This window comes from Bordetella pertussis 18323, from assembly GCF_000306945.1.
Taxonomy (GTDB): Bacteria; Pseudomonadota; Gammaproteobacteria; order Burkholderiales; family Burkholderiaceae_B; genus Bordetella; species Bordetella pertussis.
Genome location: NC_018518.1, coordinates 3799132 through 3823917 on the forward strand (window position 1 = coordinate 3799132; position 24786 = coordinate 3823917).

A 24786-nucleotide genomic window follows, 5' to 3' on the forward strand; every position below is an offset into this window, starting at 1 on the left:
CAACAGCCCGCCTGGCCGGCGGCGGCGCCGGCTGCCATCGGCCAGGCGCCGCCGCCCTGTCGATCGCTCAATTCCCGCTCAGGCTGGCATTGCCGATCAACGTCTTCTGGGCAGCCAGGTCGGACTGCACGAAAGCCGTGAACTCGTCCACCGTATTGGCCTGGAACGCATCGGCGCCCAGGTCTGTCATGCGGGCCTGGACGCGCGCATCGGCCATCACCTTGTTGACCGCCTGGTTCAGCCCGGCCACCGCCTGCGCGGGCGTGCCCGCCGCGACGAACAACCCCAGCCAGGTGCCGTGCGAATAGCCCGGCACGCCGGCCTCCGCCACCGTGGGCACGTCCGGCAGGGCGCCGATACGCTTGTCGCCCGATACCGCCAGGGCATGGAAACGGCCGCCGTTGACATGCGGAATGGCAGACGCCGCGCCGGAGAACATCGACTCCACGTGTCCGGCCATGACGTCGGTTTCGGCCAGGCTGCTGCCCTTGTATGGCACGTGCAGCATCTGCACGTTGGCCTGGCGCATCAGCAACGCCATGGACAGATGGTTGCTCGACCCGACGCCGCCCGAGCCATAGGTCAGCTTGCCGTCGGCCTTGCGCGCGCCGTCCAGCAGCTCGGCCAGCGAACGGTACTTGCTGTTGGCCGAAACCACCAGCACGTTGGGCAGGCTGGTCACGCGCGCCACCGGCGCGAAATCCTGGATGGAATACGAGAGCTCGGGCGAGATCAGCGTGTTGGTGATCAGGCCGGGCGGCGACAGCAGCACCGTGGCGCCGTCCTTGGCCGAGCGCGCCACCGCGGTGGCGCCGATCGCGCCGTTGGCGCCGGCCCGGTTCTCGACGATGACCGATCGATTGAGCGAGTGCCCCAGCTGCTCGGCCAGGATCCGCGCGATCACGTCGGTGTAGCCGCCCGCGGAAAAGCCCACGATCAGCCGGATGGGCCGCTTGTCCGCGCCGGATTCGTCGGCATGCGCCGTTCCGCCGGCCAGCAGGCAGCCGGCCAGCGCCGCCGCCAGCAGCGTGCGGCGCCTGTTTTCCCTTGCATATCCTTTCATTTTTTTTACCCCCGGTACTGCGTTGAAGAAGTGTCATGCGCAGGGCCGCGCGTGCGCGCGGCTGCCCCGACTACATCGCCAGCCTGTCCTGCAGCCGCTTGTAGCGGGTCGCGGCGGCGACCCCCAGATGACGGAACCCGTGCAGGCGCACCGATCACAGATCGCTCACCGGCACCGACAGCGATTCGGCCGGCGCGCCCAGCACCCGCTCGGCCAGCTCGATGTCCAGCGCGGTCGAAATGGCGATGCCGCGGCCGTTGCACCCCAGCGAAACGTGCATGCCCGCGGCGGGCTCGTGCACATGCGGCAGGTGATCGGTGGTGACCGCGAAGTAGCCGCTCCAGTGGTACTCCCAATCCAGCTTGCCCAGGTGCGCGAACAGCTCCGCGCCCGCGCGATGCAGGAACGGCACGATGCGTGCGTGCTCCAGGCCCGCGGTCGCGCCAGCGCCCCCCATCACCAGGCGGCCGTCCGGAGACAGCCGGAAGGAGGTCAGCAGCTGGCGCGTATCGCTGGACACGTGCCCCTGCGGCAGGATCTCGCGGCGCATCGCCTCGGGCAGCACACGCGTGGCGACCTGCGCCGTGCGTACCGGCACGATGGACGTGCGCAGGCCCGGCACCAGCCGGTCGGCATAGCCGCCGGTGGCCACGATCACGCTGGGCGCCCTGGCCTCGCCGGCCTGGCAGCGTGCCAGCCATTGCCCGGCTTCGCGGCGCAACGCCTCGACACGCGCGCCGCCGCAGATCGTCGCGCCCAGCGACAGGGCCACGCGCGCCAGGCCACGCGCGTAGGCCAGGGGCTGCACATGGCCGCCGCGCGGATCCAACCAGCCCAGCCGATAGCGCGGCGTGCCCAGCAGGCGCGCCAATTCGTCGGCCTGCAGCAGGCGCGTGGCCACGCCACGTTCGCCCCAGGCCTGGCAACGGCGCTCGACCGCGCGCAGGCCGCTGCGGGTGAACGCGGGCTGGATCCAGCCCTTGTTGCCGGCGGCGCAATCGATGCCGAATTCGTCGATCAGCCTGAATACGACGCCCGGCGCCTCGCTGCCGAAGCGCACCAGCCGGCGGCCGGCCTCGCCCGGGTAGAGCGTCTCGATTACCTCGGGATCCTGCTTCAGGCCGGCGATCACCTGCCCGTTGTTGCGCCCGGACGCCCCCCAGCCGGGCTCGGCCGCATCCAGCACGATCACCCGCCTGCCTTCGCGGCACAGGCGTATGGCGGCCGACAGGCCGGTGAACCCGGCGCCGATGATCAGCACGTCGGCGGCATGGCGCCCGTCCAGGGACGGGAGCGCCGGCGCCGCCGGCGCGGTGGCCGCCCACAATGAATCGGGCAACCGCAAGGGTTCGCCCAGCAGTCGGTCGGGATTCATCGCGCCTGCGCCCCCGCCACCGCGCCGCAAGGGCGGGTTTGCCGTGGCGCGGTGCGCCGGGCGGTCCATCCGTATTTCGTCTTGCTGTCAGCCATGATGCCTGAGTGGTCCGTGCGCGGCGCCTTGCGCAACGCGCGGCGCCCTGTATCCGTATCTCGATTCATACGTATACGTAAATCTTATATCGTATACGAATATAGGCGCTGCTGGTGAAATCCCTAGGGCGGCACGATGTCATGATATGTATATCATTTAATATAATCGTATACGAATATAGCGGCCGGGCGGCCTTGCCCGGCGGCCCTTCCTGGATCCTGCACATGCCCACCGTACGCGTCGAACTCTCCCCCGGCCGCAGCGCCGAACAGAAAACCCGCTATATGCAGGAAGTCACGCGCCTGACGGTGGAGATCCTCAAGTGCCCGGTCGAAAGCGTGGATGTCATCTTCATCGAAATCCCGCCGACCGAATGGGCCCACGGCGGAAAGTTCTACGCCCAGCCCCCGGCTTGAGCATCGGCGCGGCCCGCCTCGGGATGCCAAGGCCGCGGCCGCGCCGCGCCACGGTAAAATCGACGGTTTTCGACCGTGGCGCAGGCGCGCCCATCGAGGTTTTCCCATGTCTTCCCCCAAAGTCGGCTTCGTCAGCCTCGGCTGTCCCAAGGCCCTGGTCGATTCCGAACGCATCCTGACCCAGCTTCGCACCGAAGGCTACGAGGTCACGCCCGAATACAACGACGCCGATGTCGTGGTGGTCAACACCTGTGGCTTCATCGACAGCGCCAAGGCCGAATCGCTCGAAGCGATCGGCGAGGCGATCGCCGAGAACGGCAAGGTCATCGTGACCGGCTGCATGGGCGTGGAAGAATCCGTCATCCGGCAGGTGCATCCCAGCGTGCTGGCCGTGACCGGACCGCAGCAGTACGAGGAAGTGGTGCGCGCGGTGCACGGCGTGGCGCCGCCCCGCCAGGACCACAACCCATACCTGGACCTGGTCCCGCCGCAAGGCGTCAAGCTGACGCCGCGCCATTATGCCTACCTGAAGATTTCCGAAGGCTGCAACCATCGCTGCAGCTTCTGCATCATTCCCTCCATGCGCGGCGACCTGGTGAGCCGGCCGGTGGGCGACGTGCTCAGCGAGGCCGAGCGGCTGGTGCGGGCCGGCGTCAAGGAACTGCTGGTCATCTCGCAGGACACCAGCGCCTATGGCGTGGACATCAAGTACCGCAGCGGTTTCTGGAATGGGCGGCCGGTCAAGACGCGCATGACCGAGCTGTGCGCCGCGCTGTCCGAGCTGGGCGTGTGGACCCGCCTGCATTACGTCTATCCGTATCCGCACGTGGACGAAGTGATCGGCCTGATGGCCGACGGCAAGGTGCTGCCCTATCTGGACATCCCGTTCCAGCATGCCAGCCCGCGCATCCTGCGCGCCATGAAGCGCCCGGCGTTCGAGGACAAGACGCTGGCGCGCATCAAGCGCTGGCGCGAAGAGTGCCCCGACCTGACGCTGCGCTCGACCTTCATCGTGGGCTTTCCGGGCGAGACCGAGGAAGACTTCCAGTACCTGCTGGACTGGATGAGCGAAGCCCAGCTCGACCGCGTCGGCTGTTTCCAGTACTCGCCGGTCGAAGGCGCGCCGGCCAACACGCTCGACAATCCCGTGCCGGACGAGGTCAAGCAGGAGCGCTGGGAGCGCTTCATGGAACACCAGCAAGCCATCTCCACCGCGCGCCTGAGCACGCGGGTAGGCCGGGAGATCGACGTGCTGATCGACAGCGTGGACGAAGAAGGCGCGGTCGGCCGCTCCAGCGCCGACGCGCCGGAGATCGACGGCTGCGTCTACGTCGACAGCGAGCAGCCGCTGAAGGCCGGCGACATGGTGCGGGTGCGCGTCACCGACTCCGACGAGTACGACCTCTGGGGCGAGCGGATCGCCTGATCGAAAGCACAGGTGCCCGTCCCTGTCGGGACAGGCACCGAATCAACACGGCGCCTCCTTCATGGCGGGATCACAGAAGGTCCGACAGGTCGTCGGCGTGCTCCTCTTCCATGGCGAGGATGTCCTCCAGCAGCCGGCGCGTGGTCGGATCGGCCTCGCCGACATAGTCGACCATCTGGCGATAGCTGTCGATGGCGATGCGTTCGGCGATGAGGTTCTCCTTGATCATGTCCTTGAGATCCTTGCCTTCCACATATTCGGCGTGGCTGCGTTCGAGCAGGCCGACCGGCGAGAGATCGGGCTCGCCGCCGAGCTGCACGATGCGTTCGGCCAGACGGTCGGCGTGCCCCTGTTCCTCGGCGGCATGCTCGGCGAATTCGGCGGCGACCGGCTCGGCGCTCAAGCCGCGCGCCATGAAGGCGTGGCGCTTGTAGCGCAGCCAACAGACCACTTCGGTGGCCAGGGCTTCGTTGAGCAGGCGCAGCACGGTCGCGCGATCGGCGCGGTATCCCTCGGTCACGGCGCCGGACTCGATGTCGCGGCGGACCTTGGCCCGGATGGCCTTCACATCGACGGCGAACGCGCGGTGTGGCTGGGTGGCTGACTGTTCCATATCGCTGACTCCCAAAATAGAAGACAAAACGACGCTGTATGTTCAAGCGCCCCTCTCGATCCAGTGTACAGACCTGGGCGCGCCGCGCTGTGTCAAGACATTGCCCATGGCCGTCCGCGGCAGGCCTCGTCCCAGTTTGCGTAAACTAGGGCCTGGCCCGCGCTCGCGATGCAACTGGTAACGAGCGCATGGACTCTTGAACGAGTTATGAAAATTCAGAACATCTGTGTGTACTGCGGCTCGAACAGCGGCCGCCAACCCGAGTACATCGAGCACGCGCAAGGCTTCGCACGCGAGCTGGTCAAGCGCGGCCTGGGACTGGTGTACGGCGGCGCCAGCGTCGGCATCATGGGCGCGGTGGCCGATACCGTGATGGCCGAAGGCGGCCGGGTCATCGGCATCATTCCCGAGGCGCTGATGAAGAAGGAGCTGGCGCACCGCGGCCTGACCGAACTGCATGTGGTGCAGTCGATGCACGAGCGCAAGACGCTGATGGCGCAGAAGGCCGACGGTTTCGTCGCCCTGCCCGGCGGCGCGGGCACGCTGGAAGAGATCTTCGAAATCTGGACCTGGGCGCAATTGGGCATGCACCAGAAGCCATGCGGCCTGCTCAATATCGCCGGCTATTACGACCTGCTGGGTCAGTTCCTGAATCACACGGTGGATGAAGCCTTCATGCGCCCGCAACATCGCGCCATGCTCGCCATCGACCACGACCCGGCAGCCCTGTTGGACCACTTCGCCAGCTACGTCGCGCCCACGGTTTCCAAGTGGATCGCGCCGGGCGAACACTGACCCGCGATGACCCACGCCATGCCGACCCAACCCGCCGCTCCACGCACCACGGCCTGCCTGCTGCGCGACTACTTCCGCGCCAAGGACGAAAACCGGCCGTTGTACATGGCCCGCGCCTTCGCGCCCGACGCCGTGCTGAAAATGGCGCTGCGCACACAGGCCATCGCCTTTCCGCCCGAGTCGCACGGATTGGCGGCCATCGCCGACACGCTGTCGCGCAAGTTCGGCCAGACCTACGACAACGTCTACACCTTCTACCTGGCGCATCCGGGCGAACACGCCGTGCTGCCCGAGTTCTCGTGCGACTGGATAGTGGGCATGACGGACAAGGCCAGCGGCGAGGTCCGCGTCGGGTGCGGCAGCTATGACTGGGTGTTCCAGGCCGAGCCGCACCTGGTCAAGCGGCTGACCATCACCATCGAATCGATGCTGACGCTGCCCGCCGACACGGCCGGCCCCGTGTTCGGCTGGCTGACCGCGCTGCCCTACCCGTGGACCGACGCGCAGCGCGTGGTGGCCAGCGCGCCGCCCATCGAGAGCCTGGCGCCGATCATGTACTGGCTGCGCCGCGACGTGCGCCGCGCCGATCCCACCGGCGGCATGGCATGAAATACCGGCTGGCCGCGTTCGATTTCGATGGCACGCTGGCCGATACCCTGCCCTGGTTCGAATCCGTCATGGACGGGGTAGCCGACAAGTACGGCTTCCGCAAGGCCAGCGCCGCCGACAAGGCGCAGCTGCGCCACCGCAGCACGCGCGAGATCATGGCGTTCCTGGAAGTGCCGGTCTGGAAGCTGCCGGCCATCATGGCCCATGTGCGCCAGCTGATGCGCGAGATCGATCCGGCGGTGCGCATGTTCGCCGGCGTGCCGGCCGCGCTCGCGCAACTGAAGGCGGCCGGCCTGCGCCTGGCCGTGTGCAGCTCGAACTCGCTCGACAACGTGCGCCGCGTGCTGGGTCCGCAGACCGGCGCGCTGATCGACGACTACGAATGCGGCGCCGACCTGTTCGGCAAGCCCGCCAAGCTGGCGCGCCTGATGGCCCGCCATGGCGTGGAGCGGACCCGCTGCATCCTGATCGGCGACGAAATGCGCGACATCGACGCCGCGCGCAAGGCCGGCGTGATGGCGGGCTCGGTGGCCTGGGGCTACAACCACGTCGACGCGCTGCGCGCCCGTGCGCCAGACGAAATCTTCGAGCAGGTGGCCGATCTGGCCGCCGTGCTCGCGCCCGGCTTTCCCTCCTTCCCACCGACGCCATGAGCTCCGATCCCACGCATCGCATCACCGACCTCGACACCCTGCAGGCCCGGTACGGCACGCCGGCCCCGAACTCGCTGACCAAGGAAGTCGATTACCTGCACCCCCATTACCGCGCCTTCGTCGAAGCGGCGCCGTTCGTGGTGCTGGCCACCAGCGGCCCGCAGGGGCTGGACGCCTCGCCGCGCGGCGACGGCCCGGGTTTCGTCGTCATCGAGGACGACCGCACGCTGCTGCTGCCGGATCGACGCGGCAACAACCGCATCGACAGCCTGCGCAACATCGTGGCCGATCCGCGCGTGGCGTTGCTGTTCCTGGTGCCGGGGGTGGGCGAGACGCTGCGCGTGAACGGGCAGGCCGAGATCAGCGTCGAACCGGCGCTGCTGGCGCGCTTCGCGGTCGACGGCAAGCCGCCGCGCAGCGTGCTGCGCGTGCGCTTGGAAACGGTGTTCTTCCAGTGTTCGCGCGCCATCGTGCGGTCGGCGCTGTGGAACCCCGATGCCCGCGTGGACCGCGCCAGCCTGCCCAGCGCCGGCCAGATCCTCGGCGCGCTGAGCGCCGGGATGCTCGACGGCGAACGCTACGACCGCGAGCTGCCCGAGCGCGTGCGCGCGACGGTGTACTAGCAGGCTGGCGGCGGCGGACGCCTCAGGGCTGCCAGCCGCGCACGAAGACGTCCACCGGCTGGCGCTTGCCGCCGGCCTTCTGCAATTCCAGCAGGCGCAGCACGCCCTGCCCGGTGGCGATATCTATGCCTTGCGCATCGGCACGCAACACGGCCCCGGACGTGCCGCCGGCAGCCTGCTCCAGCGCCTGGGCGCGCCACACCTTGACCGGATCGTCCAGGCCGGGCAGGCGGATGGTCGCGCCCGGCACGGGGTTGAAAGCGCGCACACGGCGCGCCAGCACCGCGGCCGGCAGGCTGCAGTCGAGCGCCGCCTCGGCCTTGTACAGCTTGGCCGCGTAGGTCACGCCGGCGTCGGGCTGGCGGCGCGGCGCCAGGCCGCCCTGGGCCAGCGCGGCCAGCGCGTCGACGATGGCCTGCCCGCCCACGCGGGCCAGTTCGTCGTGCAATTGCGCGGCGGTCTGCTGCGCGCCGATGGGCACGGCGCGCTCCAGCAGCATGTCGCCGGTGTCCAGGCCCGCGTCCATCTGCATGATGGTCACGCCGGTCTCGGCGTCGCCCGCCTCGATGGCGCGCTGGATGGGCGCCGCGCCGCGCCAGCGCGGCAGCAGGCTGGCGTGGATGTTCAGGCAGCCCAGGCGCGGCAGGTCCAGCGTCCATTGCGGCAGGATCAGGCCGTAGGCGGCCACCACCATGACATCCGGCGCCACGCGCTCCAGTTGCGCGCGCGCGGCGGCCGCCTCGTCCGGATAGCGGCCGTCGAGCCGCAGGCTGCGCGGCTGGGCGACCTCGATGCCGGCGGCCAGGGCCGCCTGCTTGACCGGGCTGGGCGTCAATTTCAGGCCGCGGCCAGCCGGCCGGTCGGGCTGGGTCAGCACCAGCGGCACGTCGTGGCCGGCGGCAAGCAGCGCATCGAGCGCGATACGGGCGAATTCGGGAGTGCCGGCGAAAACAAGGCGCATGGGACGGTCGGAAACGGGTCAGGGCGCGGCGCGCGCGCCGCGGACATCAAGAACGGGCGCGCCGCCTAGGCGCGCTCGGCCTCGCGCTCGGCCTTCTTGAGCTTGGTCTTGATGCGGTTCTGCTTGAGGTTGGACAGGTATTCGACGAACACCTTGCCATCGAGATGGTCGATCTCGTGCTGCACGCACACGGCCAGCAGGCCGTCGGCCTCGAACTCGTAGGGCTGGCCTTGCTGGTCCAGCGCCTTGCAGCGGATGCGCGCGGCGCGCTCGACCTCGTCGTAGATGCCGGGCACCGACAGACAGCCTTCCTCGTAGGTCTGGCGTTCGTCGCTCTTCCAGGTGATCTCGGGGTTGATCAGCACGCGCAGGTCGTTGCCCTCTTCCGAGACGTCGATCACCACGACGCGCTCGTGCACGTCGACCTGGGTGGCCGCCAGCCCGACGCCCGGCGCATCGTACATGGTGTCGGCCATGTCGCGAACCAGCTGCCGGATGCGGTCGTCCACCACCGCGACCGGCTTGGCCGTCTTGTGCAGGCGCGGGTCGGGATAACGAAGGATGGAAAGCAAAGCCATGAGGAATCAAGCGCCAAAGTCTATGTATGCAGACTCATATCATAATTCATTAGACACTTGATTTCTAATAGGTTTCTCCTAAGTCCGGGATATGCCGGGCTTCAGGTCACCGCGGCGCGCTCGCGGTATTGGGGACGGTCCCAGGCGCGGGTGTCCAGCACCTCCCGGAGGATCTCGACGGCATCCCAGATATCGGCGTGGCTCAGGTACAGGGGCGTGAGCCCGAAGCGCAGCAGCTCAGGTTCGCGATAATCGCCGATGACCCCGCGCGCGATCAGCGCCTGCATCACGGCGTAGCCCTGCGGATGCAGGAAGCTGACATGGCTGCCGCGGCGCGCATGCTCGCGCGGCGTCGCCAGGGTCAGGGGATGGTCGGCGCAGCGGCTTTCCACCAGCGCGATGAACCGATCGCCCAGCGCCAGGGACTTGGCGCGCACCTGCGCGATATCGGCCCGCAGGGCGATATCCAGGCCGCATTCGGCGGTGGCCAGCGAGACAATCGGCTGGGTGCCGCACAGATAGCGGCGTATGCCTTGCGCGGGCACGTAGGTGTCGGCCATTTCGAACGGCTGGCGATGCCCCCACCAGCCCGACAGCGGCTGCCAGAAGTCGTCGCGATGGCGCGGCGCGACCCAGATGAAGGCCGGCGAGCCCGGGCCGCCATTGAGGTACTTGTAGGTGCAGCCCACGGCGAAGTCCGCGCCATCGGCATCCAGCGCCACGGGCACGGCGCCGGCCGCGTGCGCCAGGTCCCAGATGATGAGCGCGCCGCGGGCATGCGCCCGCCGCGAGACGGCGGCCATATCGTGCATGGCGCCGGTGCGGTAGTTCACGTGCGAGAGCAGCACCACGGCGACGTCGTCGTCCAGCGCCTGCTCCAGCGACAGCCCGGCGTCGACCAGGCGCAGTTCGTAGCCCTGCCGCAGCAGGTCTATCATGCCCTGGATCATGTACAGGTCGGTCGGGAAGTTGTCGCGCTCGGACACGATCACCTTGCGCTGCGGCGCGGCGCGCTGCGCCAGCCGCAAGGCGGCGGCCAGCGCCTTGAAAATGTTCAGCGAGGTGCTGTCGGTCATGACGACCTCGTCCTGTCCGGCGCCGATCAGCCCGGCCAGCTTGTTGCCCAGCCGCGCCGGCAGCTCGAACCAGCCTGCGGTGTTCCAGCTGCGGATCAGGCCCTGCCCCCATTCCTGGCCGATGACCTGCGCGGCGCGCGCCGCCGCCCCCCTGGGCAGCGCGCCCAGCGAATTGCCGTCCAGGTAGATCAGGCCGGCAGGCAGTTCGAACTCGTCCTTGAAGGCGGCCAGCGGATCGCGGCGGTCGGCCTCCAGGCAAGCCTGGCGCGTCGTCATTGCTTCTTCCCGATACTTGAAATATCAAATATGGTAGCAGCGGGCGGCCCGGGGTTGATTGCAAAATCACCATGACAGCGAGGCCGATTTGCACGAATATGCGAACCAATTCGAACAGCACGAAAGAAAATTGCCCATGCAACTGGACGCCATCGATCGCCGCATCCTCGACATCCTGCAAACCGAAGGCCGCCTGAGCAACCAGGACCTGGCCGACCGGGTCGCGCTATCGCCGTCGGCCTGTCTGCGGCGCGTGCGCGCCCTGGAAGACGGCGGCGTCATCCAGGGCTACCGGGCGGTGCTGGATCCGCGCTGCCTGGGCCTGGACTTCGAGGCCATCGTGCACGTATCGCTGGATCAATCCCAGGCTGGCTGGCACGAGGCCTTCGTCGCGCGCCTGGCCGGGCTGGAGGAAGTGCGCCAGGCCAGCATCGTGACCGGCTCGTCGAACTATGTGCTGCAGGTGCGCACGCGCGACCTGGCGGCGTTCTCGGCCTTCGTGGTGGACAAGCTCAACGGCATCGCCGGCGTGCGCGAGATCCACTCGCACATCGTCATGCGCAAGGTGAAGGATTGCGGCGGCGTGTTGCCCGTGGGCCCGGCCGGCCTGGCCGGGCCATAGCGGCTCGGCAGCAGCCGAGCGTGGCGGCAAAGTCGCGCATCCGTCCGCGCACGCCGCGCACGCATGCGACACTACGGCCGTCCGATTTCTTTCTCACGCCATGCCGCTCACGCACACCCGCGCCGAACTCTCCGCCTGGCTGCGCCTGTCGCAGGAACCCGGCGTCGGTCCCGCCGCCGCCTATGCGCTGCTGGCCGCGCTGGGCATGCCCGAGCAGATCTACGCCCAAGGCAGCGCCACGCTGGCGCGCCATGTGCCGCAGGACGTCGCGCGCCAGCTGCGCGCGCCACTGTCCGACGAGGCCGCGGCGCTGATCGAACAAACGCTGCAATGGGCCGAGCAACCCGGCCACCACATCCTGACCCTGGCCGACCCCGCCTATCCGCAACAGCTGCTGACCATCGCCGACCCGCCCATCCTGCTGTACGTCAACGGCGACCCCGCCTGCCTGCGCCGGCCCGCCATGGCGGTGGTGGGCGCGCGCAACGCCACGCCCGGCGGGCAGGACAACGCACGCGCCTTCGCGCGCCACCTGGCCGGCCAGGGCTGGTGCATCGTCAGCGGCCTGGCCCTGGGCATCGACGCGGCGGCCCACGAAGGCGCGCTGCTGGCCGGCGAGCAGGGCGCCGGCACGGTGGCCGTGATGGGCACCGGCATCGACCGCATCTACCCCGCCGCGCACCGCGACCTGGCGCACCGCATCGTCCAGCACGGCGCGCTGGTCAGCGAACTGCCCCTGGGCACGGGCGCCCAGCGCCACCATTTTCCGCGCCGCAACCGCCTGGTGGCGGGCCTGGCGCGCGGCGTCCTGGTGGTCGAGGCGGCGCGCCAGAGCGGCTCGCTCATCACCGCGCGGCTGGCCGGCGAAAGCGGCCGCGAAGTGTTCGCCATCCCCGGCTCCATCCACTCGCCCCTGTCGCGCGGCTGCCATGCCCTGATCCGCCAGGGCGCCAAGCTGGTCGAAACCGTGCAGGACATCGCCGACGAGCTGGGCGGCGCGGGCCCGGCCGCCTCGGCGCGGACCGCCCCGCCGGCCCGGCCGGCGCCGCCCCACCCCCTGCTCGATGCGCTGGGCTTCGATCCCCTGCACCTGGATGCGCTGCAAGCCCGCACCGGCATGGACGCCGCCAGCCTGAACGCCCAGCTGCTGGAGCTGGAACTCGATGGCCGCGTCGCGCGCGTCGAGGGCGGCCGGTTCCAGCGCCTGCGCTAAGGCCGCTGCCCGCAAGCGGGGCGGCGCCCGCCGCGCGGAACGTACTAATATTGTTCGTTGATCGCGAATCACGGCCGCCCGCGCGGGCGGCCGACCCATCCACAGGAACAGCCATGTCCCAGCCCAGCCGCGTCAAGATCGTCGAAGTCTCGCCCCGCGACGGCTTGCAGAACGAGAAGGAATTCATCGCCACCGACATCAAGGTGGAACTGGTCGACCGCCTGAGCGCAGCCGGCTTCCAGAATGTCGAGGCCGCGTCGTTCGTATCGCCCAAGTGGGTGCCGCAAATGGCCGACGGCGCCGAGGTGATGGCGCGCATCGCGCGCCGGCCGGGCACGATTTATTCGGTGCTGACGCCCAACATGAAAGGGCTGGAAGGCGCCCTGGCCGCCCGCGCCGACGAAATCGTGATTTTCGGCGCGGCCAGCGAGGCGTTTTCGCAGAAGAACATCAACTGCTCGATCGCCGAATCCATCGCGCGCTTCGAGCCGGTGGCCGCCGCCGCCAGGCAGGCCGGCGTGCGGGTGCGCGGCAGCATCAGCTGCGCGCTGGGCTGTCCCTACCAGGGCGAAGTGCCGGTCGAGGCCGTGGTGGATGTGGCCCGGCGCTTTCTGGCGCTGGGCTGCGACGAAATCGACGTCGCCGACACCATAGGCGTGGGCACGCCGCGCCGGGTGCGCGAGGTCATGGACGCCGTCACGCGCGTGGTCGACCCGGCGCGCGTCTCGGGCCATTTCCACGACACCTACGGCCAGGCGCTGGCCAATATCCTGGCGGCCCTGGAGACCGGCATCGCCATCTTCCACGCCTCGGCATCGGGCCTGGGCGGATGCCCCTACGCCAAGGGCGCGACCGGCAACGTCGCCACCGAGGACGTGCTATACATGCTGCGCGGCCTGGACATCGAGACGGGCATCGATTTCGACGCCGTGGTCGATATCGGCCAGTGGATTTCGGGCCACCTGCAGCGCAAGGGCTCCAGCCGCGCTGGCAACGCCGTGGCGGCCAAGCGCGCGGCCTGAGCCAGGGACCAGCCCGCGTAGAATGCACGACCCGCAGGAGCTCCCGCGCCAGGCCCCGCGCCGGAGCCCCGCGGCAACGACGCCAGGGCGCCCATACGCCCTCCTCATGCTACGCGGCCTCGCCGCATCGCCCGTTCCATTCATGAACAATCTATTCGCCGCACCGACCCCGGAAGAACACGCCGCCTTGCTGCAGGAAATCGGCCCGTTGCCGCTGTCCGGCCAGGCCTGGCCCGATTGGGTGCGCATCCTGGCCTGGATCGTGCTGGCCGTGATCGGCGTGCAGATCGTGACGACCGCCATCGGCCTGCCGCCCGGCCAGGTCAACCCCATACTGGCCGGCACCATCATCCTGTGCTTCCTCGGCCTGGCGCTGGTGTCGTGGCACATGCAGATTTCGGTCACCCGCATCGACGAGTCGGGCCTGCGGCAGACCTGGATCACCCGCCGCGAAGTCGCCTGGCAGGACATCCAGTTCGCCAAGTTCGTGCCCTTGCTGTTTTCCAAGCGGCTGGTCGTCTTCACGCGCCATGGCCGCCCCATCGTGTTCCAGGGCGGCACCCGCGACCTGCAGGTCGCGTTCGCCAAGATTTCGCTGCTGTACCGCCGCAAGCGCTGAGACGGCGGCCCGCCACGGACCGCCGGGCGCTGCGTCAGCGGATCGGCAGTGCGTACATCAGGCCGCCCTGGGTCCATTGCGCGTTCAGGCCGCGCTGGATCTTCAACGGGCTGCCCTGGCCGACGTTGCGCTCGAAGCTCTCGCCGTAGTTGCCGACCTGCTTGATGATGTTGTAGGCCCACTTTTCATCCAGGCCCAGGTTGGCGCCGGCGCCCGGCGTCACGCCCAGGATGCGGCGCACGTTGGGGTTTTCGCTCTTGAGCTGCTCGTCCACGTTGGCCGTGGTCACGCCGTACTCCTCGGCCTCGATCATGGCCGACAGCGACCAGCGCACGATATTGAGCCACGCGTCGTCGCCCTGGCGCACGAAAGGCCCCAGGGGCTCTTTCGAAATGATCTCCGGCAGCACGACGTAGTCATCGGGCTTCTCGAGCCGCGAAATGCGGATCGACGCCAGGCCCGACGCATCCGTGCTGAACACGTCGCAGCGCCCCGAGGCAAAGGCATTGACCACTTCGTTGAAGGTTTCGATCACCACCGGCTTGTAGCTGACCTGGTTGGCGCGCGCCCAGTCGGCCAGCGTGTTCTCGTTGGACGTGCCCGTCTGCAGACAGATGGTGGCGCCGTTGAGTTCCTTCGCGCTCTTGACGCCCAGCGACTTGGGCACCATGAAGCCCTGGCCGTCGTAGAAATTGATGCCGGCGTGGATGATGCCTAGCGCGGTGTCGCGTTGCTGCGTCACCGTCGTGTTGCGGGTCAGCACGTCCACTTCGCCCGATTGCAGGGCGGTGAAGCGCTGCTGCGAATTCAGCGGCACGACCTTGATCTTGCTGGCGTCGCCGAACACCGCCGCGGCGACGGCACGGCACAGGTCGACGTCCAGGCCGCGCCAGGTGCCTTGCTTGTCGGGCGCCGAGAACCCGGCGAAACCGGTTGTGGTGCCGCACACGACCGTGCCGCGTTTTTTCACCACATCCAGCGTGGCGCCCTGCGCGCCGGCCACCATGCCGGCCAGCAGCGCGGCCGCGGCCAATCCTTGTGCGATCTTCATGTTCCTGCCCTCCGTTGCGTTGCGGCGCCCCCGGCGCCGACCAAACCCGCAAGATTACCCAGCCCGCCAGGCACCGGCAAATAACCGGGCGTTCGAACCATATGCCGGCGGCCTCAGGCCGCCAGCGAAATCGATACCGGCGCGTTGGCCTCGCAGGCCTGCAGCGCGCGGCCCAGGCGCACGATGCCCTGCGCGATCTGCGTCTCGTTCATGGTGGCGAACGACATGCGCAAGGCATGGGGATCGGCCTGGGCCGGGTCGGCGTAGAACGCCTTGCCCGGCACATAAACGACTTCGTGCTCGATAGCGTAGGGCAGCAGGCGCGTCGCGTCGATAGCGCCGTTCAGGCGCGCCCAGAAGAACATGCCCCCCTCGGGTTTGCGAAACACGACCCGGTCGCCCAGCTCGCGTTGCAGCGCCGCGGCCATGGCGTCGCAGCGCGCGCCGTAGGCGGCGCGAATGCGCGGCACATGCTGCGCATAGCGGCCGTCGGCCAGGTACTGGGCCACCATTTCCTGGGTCCAGGCCGAGCAGGCCATATCGTCGGCCGCCTTGGCCCCGACCACGCGGCGGCGCACCTCGGCCGGCGCCACCACCCAGCCGATGCGCAGCGCCGGCGCCATGGTCTTGGACATGCTGGAGATATACACGGCCCAATGGCGCGCCTGCCCCTCGGCCAGCGCCGCGATGGGCGGCACCGTCTCGCCGGCAAAGCGCAGTTCGCCATAGGGGTCGTCCTCGACGATCAGGAACCGATGCCTGACCGCCAGCTCCAGCAGCCTGAGGCGGCGTTCGCGGCTGATGGTGGCCCCGCATGGATTGGAAAACGAAGCCACGACGCAGACCATCTTGGGACGCACCCGCGCGGCCAGCGCATCGAGCGCATCGAGATCGATGCCGCTCGGCCCGGACGGCACGGTATGCACCGCGGCGCCGGTGTAGCGCAACGCCTGTACCGAATTGGGAAAGGCCGGCGTCTCGATGACCGCGGCGTCGCCCGGCTGCAGCATCACCCGGGCAAGCAGCGCCAGCGCCTGCTGCGACCCGCCCGTGACCGCCAGTTCGGTGTCGGCGTCGCAGTGCAGGCCGCGCGCCGCGCTCAGGCGCGCCAGCTCGTGCCGCAGGCTGGCCTGTCCGTCGATGTTCGAATACTGCAGGCAGGCGCCCAGGCGTTCGAGCACCTGGCGCGAAGCCGCGGCCAGCCCCTCGACGTCGAACAGCTCCTGGGCCGGGTAGCCTCCCGCCAGCGAAATGGTGCCCGGCCGCATGGCATAGGGCATGAGCGAGCGGATCGGCGAGGCGGGCGGATGCTGGAAAGGCGCGGCAAACGCATAATCGGGCGCGGCGAGGGGCATGGGAGGCGGAGGCGGAAAGAGTAAGGAGGGCGCGGCGCCGGGCAGGCCGGCGGCGGGCCGCGCCAGAACGTTGAAATCTAAACAAATACCCGACGATTCTAAGAGGGGGACAAAGCAGGGTCAACGCACGGCGGCCCGGATGCGGCATCGGCGCAACCCGCGCCGCCCGCTCCCGCAGCGCCAGGCGCGGCCAGGCCCTAAACTATGGGTGCTATGGGTGACATGGCCGCGCAACGCCGCGGCGCATACGAGAGATACCGCATGACAGAAGTAGATTCGATGCCGCACCGGCTGGCCGCCATCCAGGCCCGCATCAAGGCCGCCTGTGAACGCGGCGCACGTCCGCCCGAAAGCGTGGCGCTGCTGCCGGTAAGCAAGACCTTTCCCGTCGAGGCAATCCGGCACGCCGCGGCGCTGGGCCTGCGGCGTTTCGGCGAGAACAAGACCCAGGAAATCCGCCACAAGGCGCCGGAGCTGGCCGACCTGGACCTGCAGTGGGTCATGATCGGACACCTGCAGACCAACAAGGCCAAGGACGTGGCGCGCGATGTCGCCGAAGTCCAGTCGCTGGACCGGCTGGAACTGGCCGACGCGCTGCAGCGCCGCCATGGAAATGGAGGCGCGCTCGCTCGACGTGCTGGTGCAGGTGAAGACCTCGCCCGAACCCAGCAAATATGGACTGGCGCCCGAACTGCTGCCTGGCTTCCTGCGCACCCTGGTCAGCGACTTCCCGGCCTTGCGCGTGCAGGGCCTGATGACCATGGCCGTCAACGACGAGGATCCGCGGGCCGTGCGCGCCTGCTTCCGCCTGTTGCGCGAACTGCGCGACCGCGCGCGCGACAGCGTGCCCGGCGTGGCGCTGGACCGCCTGTCCATGGGCATGAGCGGCGACTTCGAAATTGCCATCGAGGAAGGCTCGACCGAAATCCGCATCGGCAGCGCCCTGTTCGGCGCGCGCCCGGCCAGCGCGCCCTAGGTGTGAAGATTCAATAGGTTGTATGCATGGTTCATCCGAACCGGATTTGAGAAACTGGAAATCGCCACCCCCCCAGTTCACTCAAGGAGCCCGGCCGGATGAACACCCATAAGCATGCCCGATTGACCTTCCTACGTCGACTCGAAATGGTCCAGCAATTGATCGCCCATCAAGTTTGTGTGCCTGAAGCGGCCCGCGCCTATGGGGTCACCGCGCCGACTGTGCGCAAATGGCTGGGCCGCTTCCTGGCTCAGGGCCAGGCGGGCTTGGCCGATGCGTCCTCGCGCCCGACGGTCTCGCCCCGAGCGATTGCGCCGGCCAAGGCGCTGGCTATCGTGGAGCTGCGCCGCAAGCGGCTGACCCAAGCGCGCATCGCCCAGGCGCTGGGCGTGTCAGCCAGCACCGTCAGCCGCGTCCTGGCCCGCGCCGGTCTGTCGCACCTGGCCGACCTGGAGCCGGCCGAGCCGGTGGTGCGCTACGAGCATCAGGCCCCCGGCGATCTGCTGCACATCGACATCAAGAAGCTGGGACGTATCCAGCGCCCTGGCCACCGGGTCACGGGCAACCGACGCGATACCGTTGAGGGGGCCGGCTGGGACTTCGTCTTCGTGGCCATCGATGACCACGCCCGCGTGGCCTTCACCGACATCCACCCCGACGAGCGCTTCCCCAGCGCCGTCCAGTTCCTCAAGGACGCAGTGGCCTACTACCAGCGCCTGGGCGTGACCATCCAGCGCTTGCTCACCGACAATGGCTCGGCCTTTCGCAGCCGCGCCTTCGCCGCGCTGTGCCATGAGCTGGGCATCAAGCACCGCTTTACCCGACCTTACCGCCCACAGACCAATGGCAAGGCCGAACGCTTCATCCAGTCGGCCTTGCGTGAGTGGGCTTACGCTCACACCTACCAGAACTCCCAACACCGAGCCGATGCCATGAAATCCTGGCTACACCACTACAACTGGCATCGACCCCACCAAGGCATCGGGCGCGCTGTACCCATCTCCAGACTCAACCTGGACGAATACAACCTATTGACAGTTCACAGCTAGCGCCGCGCCAGCAATTGCTCGAATCGGGCCAGGTAGCGCCGGCCCATTTCCGTGACGTCGTGTTCGGTGCGCACGTAATCGTAGGCGCGCTGGGTGACGTCGGCGCGAAACGCCGCGTCGTCCAGGCAGCGCGCCATGCCGGCGGCCAGCGCATGATGATCGCCCACGGCGCACAGGACGCCGCGGCCGTCGGCCAGGCTTTCCTTCAGGCCGCCGGCGTCGGTCGATACCACCGGCACCCGTTGCAGGAAGGCATCCAGCACGCTGCTGCCCAGCGCCTCTTCGAGCGAGCTCATGACGAATACGTCCATGATGCTGTAGAAGTCTTCGACGCCCTTGCGAAAACCCGCGAACACGTACACGCCGTCCAGGCCCAGGGCTTGCGCCTCGGCACGCGCCTGCGCCTCGCGGTCGCCGCCCGCGCCGAAATGCAGGAACACGAAGTCCTGCCGCTGGCGCGCCAGCTCGCCGACCGCCCGCACCAGCGTCAGCGGGTCCTTGTCGTGGATCAGCGCCGCCGAGGTGGCCAGCACCTTCTTGCCTTGCAGGGCGAACTCGCGCGCCAGCCGCTCGACGTTGACCGGATCGATGACGTGCGGCTCGACCGCGCTGCGGATGATGACCGGTTCGATGCCCAGGCGGCGCGGCTCGCCGGCGGCCATCTCGCTGATCGCCACGAACAGGTCGACCCGGCGCCATTTGAAGCCGGTCTTCCACTCCTCGCCCGGTTCGACCACGAACGAAGTGCGGCGCGAGAACGCCACCGGCCGGCGGTGCAGCGCCTTGGTCAGCACGGCCCAGGTCACGGTGTTGGCGGTCTGGGCATGGATGATGTCGTAGCTTGCGCCGGCGCTGGCCAGAAAGCCCAGCTGGCCGGGCACGTTGCGCCGGCCATGCGTGACGAAGCCTTCCTCGGCGGCGCGCGCCTGCAGGGGCCCGCCGGCGCGGCATAGCAGCTCGACATCGTGGCCGGCCTTGCGGAAGGCGCGCATGCAGTACAGCGTCTGGCGTTCGCCGCCGCGCCAGCCTTTCTCGAAGTTGAGCTGCAGTATCCTCATGCGCGGCCTATGCCCTGGTAATCGAAGCCCTGCGCGCGCATGTCGGCCGGCACATAGAGGTTGCGCCCGTCGATGATCAGCGGCGCCTTGAGCAATTGCTTGACGCGGGTCAGGTCGGGCGCCCGGAACACCTTCCACTCGGTGGCGATCAGCAGGCCGTCGGCGCCGTCGAGCGCCTGGTACATGTCGTCGACCAGTTCGACCGCGGGGTTGTCGTCCAGGACCTTGGCGGCCTGCGGCATGGCCACCGGGTCGTAGGCCCGGATGCGCGCGCCGCGCCGCGTCAGGTCGGCGATGGTGCTCAGGCTGGGCGCCTCGCGCATGTCGTCGGTATTGGGCTTGAAGGCCAGGCCCCACAGCGCGAACGTGCGGCCCTGCAGGTCCGCGCCGTAGCGCGCGACCACCTTGTGCGCCAGCCGCAGCTTCTGCGCCTGGTTGGCCGTCTCGGCGGCCTCGATCACGCGCATGGGCAGGGCGTGCTCGCCGGCGCTGCGCATCAGCGCCTGCACATCCTTGGGGAAGCACGAGCCGCCATAGCCGATGCCCGGGTACAGGAAGTGGTAGCCGATGCGCGGATCGGCCCCGATGCCGCGCCGCACCTGTTCGATGTCGGCGCCCAGCGCCTCGGCCAGGTTGGCCATCTCGTTCATGAACGAGATGCGCGTGGCCAGCATCGCGTTGGCGGCGTACTTGGTCAGCTCGGCCGAGCGCACGTCCATCACCATCACGCGCTCGTGGGTGCGCTGGAACGGCGCATAGATGCGTCGCATGGTGTCGATGGTGTGCTCGTCGTCGGTGCCCACGATGATGCGGTCGGGGCTCATGAAGTCGTTGATCGCCGCGCCTTCCTTGAGAAACTCGGGATTGGAGGCCACGCTGAACGGCACCTCCACCCCGCGCTCGGCCAGCACTTCCTGCATGGCCGCCCGCACCTTGTCGGCGGTGCCCACCGGCACGGTGGACTTGTCCACCACCACCTTGCGGGCCGTCATGTGGCGGGCGATGCTGCGCGCCGCCGCCAATACGTACTGCAGGTCGGCCGAGCCGTCCTCGCCGGGCGGCGTGCCCACGGCGATGAACTGGACGTCGCCGAACGCCACGCTGGCGGCGATGTCGTCGGTGAACTGCAGGCGGCCGCCCGCCACGTTGCGCTTGACCAGGTCTTCCAGGCCCGGCTCGTAGATGGGTATGTGCCCTTCGCGCAGCATCGCCACCTTGGCGGCGTCCGTGTCCAGGCACAGCACCTCGTTGCCCATATCGGCCAGGCACGCGCCCGACACCAACCCGACATAGCCGGTACCAACGACTGTGATTTTCATGCCTGCAACCTCGCAATACGCGGCGTCAGCGGACCATCCGCCGCACTGCGGGCATTATAGAAGTAGTGGAGCGCCGCTCCCGCCCGGGCCGGCGCCCGCCCTGGGCGGCCCCTAGGTGTGAACTGTCAATAGGTTGTATTCGTCCAGGTTGAGTCTGGAGATGGGTACAGCGCGCCCGATGCCTTGGTGGGGTCGATGCCAGTTGTAGTGGTGTAGCCAGGATTTCATGGCATCGGCTCGGTGTTGGGAGTTCTGGTAGGTGTGAGCGTAAGCCCACTCACGCAAGGCCGACTGGATGAAGCGTTCGGCCTTGCCATTGGTCTGTGGGCGGTAAGGTCGGGTAAAGCGGTGCTTGATGCCCAGCTCATGGCACAGCGCGGCGAAGGCGCGGCTGCGAAAGGCCGAGCCATTGTCGGTGAGCAAGCGCTGGATGGTCACGCCCAGGCGCTGGTAGTAGGCCACTGCGTCCTTGAGGAACTGGACGGCGCTGGGGAAGCGCTCGTCGGGGTGGATGTCGGTGAAGGCCACGCGGGCGTGGTCATCGATGGCCACGAAGACGAAGTCCCAGCCGGCCCCCTCAACGGTATCGCGTCGGTTGCCCGTGACCCGGTGGCCAGGGCGCTGGATACGTCCCAGCTTCTTGATGTCGATGTGCAGCAGATCGCCGGGGGCCTGATGCTCGTAGCGCACCACCGGCTCGGCCGGCTCCAGGTCGGCCAGGTGCGACAGACCGGCGCGGGCCAGGACGCGGCTGACGGTGCTGGCTGACACGCCCAGCGCCTGGGCGATGCGCGCTTGGGTCAGCCGCTTGCGGCGCAGCTCCACGATAGCCAGCGCCTTGGCCGGCGCAATCGCTCGGGGCGAGACCGTCGGGCGCGAGGACGCATCGGCCAAGCCCGCCTGGCCCTGAGCCAGGAAGCGGCCCAGCCATTTGCGCACAGTCGGCGCGGTGACCCCATAGGCGCGGGCCGCTTCAGGCACACAAACTTGATGGGCGATCAATTGCTGGACCATTTCGAGTCGACGTAGGAAGGTCAATCGGGCATGCTTATGGGTGTTCATCCGGCCGGGCTCCTTGAGTGAACTGGGGAGTTGGCGATTTCCAGTTTCTCAAATCCGGTTCGGATGAACCATGCATACAACCTATTGAATCTTCACACCTAGGCCTCGGCGCGGCGGCGCACCACGTTGACCACCACGCCCAGCGAGGCGCATACCGTGCCCAGCGCCAGGGCCAGCGTGGGCCCGTGCTGGGGATAGACGCTGAAGGCAATGGCCACCAGCGCGGTGCCGAAGCTCTGGCCGAACACCCGGGTGGTGGCCTGCACGCCACCGGCCGCCCCGCTGCGCTGGCGCGGCGCCGACGACAGCATGGCGCGGTTATTGGGCGTCTGGAACAGGCCGAACCCCAGCCCGGTCAGGAACATGCCGGCCATGATCCACGGGTTGGACACCGTGGTCGGCAGCAGGGTCAGGCAGGCCATGCCCAGCGCCATGATGCCGGCCCCCGCGCCGCTCAGCGTCGAGGCCGCGTAACGGTCGGACAGCCGCCCGGCCACCGGCGCCACCACGGCGGTGCCCACCGGCCAGGCCGCCATCAGCAGGCCGATCTGCAGGTAGGGGCGTTCAAGCACCTGCTGGAAATAGAAGGGCAGCGCCACGTACGAGGCCATCTGCGCGGCGAAGGTACAGGCCGAGGCGGCCACGGCGTACGCCACCGCCTGGATGCGCAACAGGTCCACCGGCACCAGCGGCGCCGTCTGGCCGCTGGCGCGCCGCACCAGCAGCCAGCCGATGGCCACAGCCACGGCGATCATCCCGATGCCGCGCAGCACGTCGTGCCCCAGCAGGTCCACGCCGGAAATGAAAATGCCCAGCGTCAGCATGGCCAGCAGCGCGCTCAGCCAATCCAGCGGCATCTTGTTGCGCGGCACCTCGGGCAGGAAACGCAGGCCGCACATGATGACGATGCCAATGGGCAGGTTGACGGCGAAAATCCAGCGCCACGACGCCACCGACAGGATCAGCGAACCCAGCGTCGGCCCCAGCACCGACATGACGGCCACCGTCGTGGCGTTGATGCTGATGCCGCGGCCCAGCATGCGCAGGGGGTAGATGTTGCGCACCAGCCCGCCGAACATGCACATCAGCGTCGCCGCCCCCACGCCCTGGCAGACCCGCGCCAGCGTCAGGTGCCATAGCTGCCCGGCGAAGACACAGGCCAGCGACGACAGGGTGAACAGCAGCAGGCCGAAGGTGAACATGCGCCGGAAGCCCACGCGCTCGGCCAGCGCCGACATGGGCAGCAGCATGACCACCACCGCGACGTTATAGGCGTTGATCACCCACACGGCATCGGAAGGCGCGGCATTCAGGTCGCGCGCGATCGTCGGCAGCGCCACGTTGGCGATGGTGGCATCGAGCACCGCCAGGCTCATGCCGGTCAGGACCGTAGCGGCGGCCCAATACCGGCGCGGCGTGGGCAGCCCGTCGGGCGGCGAGTTGCGGGAGCCGCACCGGGCGGCGGACGCATCCTCGCCGATCACGATTTCTTGACCGGGCGCTTCCAGCCTTCGATGGTGCTCTGGCGCGCCCGCGAAATCGTCAACTGCCCGGCCGGCGCATCCTTGGTGAGCGTCGTGCCGGCCCCCAGGGTCGCGCCCTTGCCCACGCGCACCGGGGCCACCAGCTGGGTATCGGAACCGATGAAGGCATCGTCCTCGATCACCGTGCGATGCTTGTTCACGCCGTCGTAGTTGCAGGTGATCGTGCCCGCGCCGACATTGACGCGCGCGCCGATGTCGGCATCGCCGATATAGGCCAGGTGGTTGGCCTTGCTATCGGCCTGCAGCACGCTGTTCTTGATCTCGACGAAGTTGCCCACATGCGAGCGCTCGCCCAGGTCGGCGCCGGGACGCAGCCGCGCATACGGGCCGACCACGGCTTCCTGGCCCACCTTGGCCTGCTGCAGGTGCGAGTATGCCTCGATGCGCGCGCCGGCCTGCACGGCCACGTCGCGCAGCACGCAGTGCGGGCCCACCCGCACGCCGTCGCCCAGCGTAACCGTACCCTCGAACACGCACCCCACGTCGATGAACACGTCGCGGCCACAGCTCAGCGTGCCGCGCACGTCGAAGCGGGCCGGATCGGCCAGGGTGACGCCGGCCTCCAGCTGGCGGCGCGCCAGCTCGCTTTGCCAGGCGCGCTCCAGCTGGGCCTGCTGCACGCGGCTGTTCACGCCCAGGGTCTCCCAGCTGGCGCCAGGCTGCGCGGCGCCCACCGGCACGCCGTCGCCCACCGCCAGGCCGATCACGTCGGTCAGGTAGTACTCGCCCTGGGCGTTGTCATTGGTGATGCGGCCCAGCCAGTCCTTCAGGCGCGCCGTGGGCGCGGCCAGGATGCCGGTGTTGACTTCCTTGATGGCGCGCTCGGCCTCGCTGGCGTCCTTGTGCTCGACGATGCGGCACACCTGGCCCTGCGCATCGCGCACGATGCGGCCGTAGCCGGTCGAATCGGCCAGCACCTCGGTCAGCACGGCGACGCCGCGGCCGCGCGCCTGCAGCAGGTTCTGCAAGGTGGCCGGCTGCACCAGCGGCACGTCGCCATAGAGCACCAGGGTGACGTCGTCCTCGCCATCGCCTTCCAGCAATTGCGGCACCGCCTGCTGCACGGCATGGCCGGTGCCATGCTGCGGCTGCTGCAGCGCGAACTGCAGGCCGGGCTGGCCCTCGAAGGCCGCCTTGACGCGATCGGCGCCGTGCCCGACCACCACGATGATGCGCGCCGGCTGCAACTGCCGCGCGCTGCCGATGACGTGATCGAGCATGGGCCGGCCGGCCAGGGTATGCAGCACCTTGGGAAGATCGGACTGCATGCGCTTGCCCAGTCCGGCGGCGAGTATCACTACATTAAGCATAGAAATCTGAGATATCCAAAGTCAGT

24 protein-coding genes and 1 pseudogene are annotated in these 24786 nt (G+C 68.6%); 12 read left to right on the forward strand and 13 right to left on the reverse strand.

The features are described 5' to 3' along the window. Positions 1–67: 67 nt before the first annotated feature. Both BN118_RS18015 and BN118_RS18020 read right to left on the reverse strand, forming a co-directional pair. On the reverse strand, positions 68–1063 hold the full coding sequence (locus BN118_RS18015) for a tripartite tricarboxylate transporter substrate binding protein (RefSeq protein ID WP_004566010.1): 996 nt from the start codon (positions 1061–1063) through the stop codon (positions 68–70). Between the two features lie 154 nt (positions 1064–1217). Further along, a complete protein-coding gene (locus BN118_RS18020; protein WP_023853430.1) occupies positions 1218–2438 on the reverse strand; it encodes an NAD(P)/FAD-dependent oxidoreductase in 1221 nt (406 codons plus the stop codon). Positions 2439–2758: 320 nt separating this feature from the next. Between BN118_RS18020 and BN118_RS18025 the strand changes: the two genes are divergently transcribed. Further along, complete coding sequence (locus BN118_RS18025) at positions 2759–2950, forward strand: 4-oxalocrotonate tautomerase (protein WP_003807315.1); 192 nt, start codon at positions 2759–2761, stop codon at positions 2948–2950. A 106-nt stretch (positions 2951–3056) separates the two neighbouring features. Continuing rightward, the gene (gene rimO, locus BN118_RS18030; RefSeq protein ID WP_003807313.1) at positions 3057–4376 is read left to right on the forward strand and encodes a 30S ribosomal protein S12 methylthiotransferase RimO; all 1320 of its coding nucleotides are present in this window, start codon (positions 3057–3059) and stop codon (positions 4374–4376) included. 70 nt (positions 4377–4446) lie between these two features. Here the strand turns inward: rimO and BN118_RS18035 are convergent, their stop codons facing one another. Continuing rightward, the gene (locus BN118_RS18035) at positions 4447–5016 is read right to left on the reverse strand and encodes a ferritin-like domain-containing protein (protein WP_010929869.1); all 570 of its coding nucleotides are present in this window, start codon (positions 5014–5016) and stop codon (positions 4447–4449) included. Positions 5017–5196: 180 nt separating this feature from the next. Between BN118_RS18035 and BN118_RS18040 the strand changes: the two genes are divergently transcribed. Genes BN118_RS18040 through BN118_RS18055 form a run of 4 tightly spaced genes read left to right on the forward strand, consistent with a single transcriptional unit; the run spans position 5197 to position 7669 of the window. Further along, on the forward strand, positions 5197–5784 hold the full coding sequence (locus BN118_RS18040; RefSeq protein WP_010929870.1) for an LOG family protein: 588 nt from the start codon (positions 5197–5199) through the stop codon (positions 5782–5784). 6 nt (positions 5785–5790) lie between these two features. Next, the gene (locus BN118_RS18045; protein ID WP_010929871.1) at positions 5791–6393 is read left to right on the forward strand and encodes a hypothetical protein; all 603 of its coding nucleotides are present in this window, start codon (positions 5791–5793) and stop codon (positions 6391–6393) included. Further along, positions 6390–7046, forward strand: a complete 657-nt coding sequence (locus BN118_RS18050) for an HAD hydrolase-like protein (RefSeq protein ID WP_003818481.1) — start codon at positions 6390–6392, stop codon at positions 7044–7046. The genes BN118_RS18045 and BN118_RS18050 overlap by 4 nt, the downstream gene beginning before the upstream one ends. Beyond that, on the forward strand, positions 7043–7669 hold the full coding sequence (locus tag BN118_RS18055) for a pyridoxamine 5'-phosphate oxidase family protein (RefSeq protein ID WP_010929872.1): 627 nt from the start codon (positions 7043–7045) through the stop codon (positions 7667–7669). Before BN118_RS18050 ends, BN118_RS18055 begins: the two co-directional genes overlap by 4 nt. Positions 7670–7691: 22 nt before the next feature. Here the strand turns inward: BN118_RS18055 and fmt are convergent, their stop codons facing one another. The 3 genes from fmt to kynU all read right to left on the reverse strand — a co-directional run bounded on the left by fmt (position 7692) and on the right by kynU (position 10560). After that, the gene (fmt, locus tag BN118_RS18060) at positions 7692–8630 is read right to left on the reverse strand and encodes a methionyl-tRNA formyltransferase (protein WP_010929873.1); all 939 of its coding nucleotides are present in this window, start codon (positions 8628–8630) and stop codon (positions 7692–7694) included. Positions 8631–8695: 65 nt separating this feature from the next. Next, a complete protein-coding gene (def, locus tag BN118_RS18065; protein ID WP_003807300.1) occupies positions 8696–9208 on the reverse strand; it encodes a peptide deformylase in 513 nt (170 codons plus the stop codon). Between the two features lie 101 nt (positions 9209–9309). Next, on the reverse strand, positions 9310–10560 hold the full coding sequence (kynU, locus tag BN118_RS18070; RefSeq protein ID WP_003818477.1) for a kynureninase: 1251 nt from the start codon (positions 10558–10560) through the stop codon (positions 9310–9312). Between the two features lie 136 nt (positions 10561–10696). On the opposite strand from kynU, the gene BN118_RS18075 reads away from it, so the two are divergent. The 4 genes from BN118_RS18075 (at position 10697) to BN118_RS18090 (ending at position 14036) form a co-directional block, all read left to right on the forward strand. Next, positions 10697–11182, forward strand: coding sequence for an Lrp/AsnC family transcriptional regulator (locus tag BN118_RS18075; RefSeq protein WP_023853429.1), 486 nt, complete (start codon positions 10697–10699; stop codon positions 11180–11182). Between the two features lie 100 nt (positions 11183–11282). Next, positions 11283–12395 carry a DNA-processing protein DprA gene (gene dprA / locus BN118_RS18080; RefSeq protein WP_010929874.1) on the forward strand — a complete coding sequence of 371 codons (1113 nt, stop codon included), beginning with the start codon at positions 11283–11285 and terminating at the stop codon, positions 12393–12395. 113 nt (positions 12396–12508) lie between these two features. After that, a complete protein-coding gene (locus BN118_RS18085; protein ID WP_003807291.1) occupies positions 12509–13417 on the forward strand; it encodes a hydroxymethylglutaryl-CoA lyase in 909 nt (302 codons plus the stop codon). Positions 13418–13559: 142 nt separating this feature from the next. Beyond that, complete coding sequence (locus tag BN118_RS18090) at positions 13560–14036, forward strand: membrane protein (RefSeq protein ID WP_010929875.1); 477 nt, start codon at positions 13560–13562, stop codon at positions 14034–14036. A gap of 34 nt (positions 14037–14070) precedes the next feature. Here the strand turns inward: BN118_RS18090 and BN118_RS18095 are convergent, their stop codons facing one another. Next, positions 14071–15087 (reverse strand): amino acid ABC transporter substrate-binding protein, encoded by a 1017-nt coding sequence (locus BN118_RS18095; RefSeq protein ID WP_003807287.1) that lies wholly within the window; start codon positions 15085–15087, stop codon positions 14071–14073. Between the two features lie 113 nt (positions 15088–15200). Continuing rightward, positions 15201–16442 (reverse strand): aminotransferase-like domain-containing protein, encoded by a 1242-nt coding sequence (locus BN118_RS18100; RefSeq protein WP_010929876.1) that lies wholly within the window; start codon positions 16440–16442, stop codon positions 15201–15203. Between the two features lie 222 nt (positions 16443–16664). On the opposite strand from BN118_RS18100, the pseudogene BN118_RS18105 reads away from it, so the two are divergent. Then, a pseudogene (locus tag BN118_RS18105) lies at positions 16665–17418 on the forward strand (YggS family pyridoxal phosphate-dependent enzyme). A 98-nt stretch (positions 17419–17516) separates the two neighbouring features. After that, positions 17517–18467, forward strand: a complete 951-nt coding sequence (locus BN118_RS18110) for an IS481-like element IS481 family transposase (RefSeq protein WP_005012067.1) — start codon at positions 17517–17519, stop codon at positions 18465–18467. On the opposite strand, the gene BN118_RS18115 is transcribed toward BN118_RS18110, so the two are convergent. From BN118_RS18115 to glmU, 5 genes are all read right to left on the reverse strand, one after another. Continuing rightward, entirely contained in the window at positions 18464–19525 is a 1062-nt protein-coding gene (locus tag BN118_RS18115) for a glycosyltransferase family 4 protein (RefSeq protein ID WP_010931619.1), read from the reverse strand. The genes BN118_RS18110 and BN118_RS18115 overlap by 4 nt on opposite strands. Beyond that, complete coding sequence (locus BN118_RS18120; RefSeq protein ID WP_014906101.1) at positions 19522–20844, reverse strand: UDP-glucose dehydrogenase family protein; 1323 nt, start codon at positions 20842–20844, stop codon at positions 19522–19524. The genes BN118_RS18115 and BN118_RS18120 overlap by 4 nt, the downstream gene beginning before the upstream one ends. Before the next feature lie 111 nt (positions 20845–20955). Beyond that, the gene (locus tag BN118_RS18125; RefSeq protein WP_005013747.1) at positions 20956–21906 is read right to left on the reverse strand and encodes an IS481-like element IS481 family transposase; all 951 of its coding nucleotides are present in this window, start codon (positions 21904–21906) and stop codon (positions 20956–20958) included. 98 nt (positions 21907–22004) lie between these two features. Continuing rightward, on the reverse strand, positions 22005–23390 hold the full coding sequence (locus BN118_RS18130) for an MFS transporter (RefSeq protein WP_003815720.1): 1386 nt from the start codon (positions 23388–23390) through the stop codon (positions 22005–22007). Then, complete coding sequence (glmU, locus tag BN118_RS18135) at positions 23387–24760, reverse strand: bifunctional UDP-N-acetylglucosamine diphosphorylase/glucosamine-1-phosphate N-acetyltransferase GlmU (RefSeq protein WP_003818080.1); 1374 nt, start codon at positions 24758–24760, stop codon at positions 23387–23389. The genes BN118_RS18130 and glmU overlap by 4 nt, the downstream gene beginning before the upstream one ends. Positions 24761–24786: the final 26 nt, after the last annotated feature.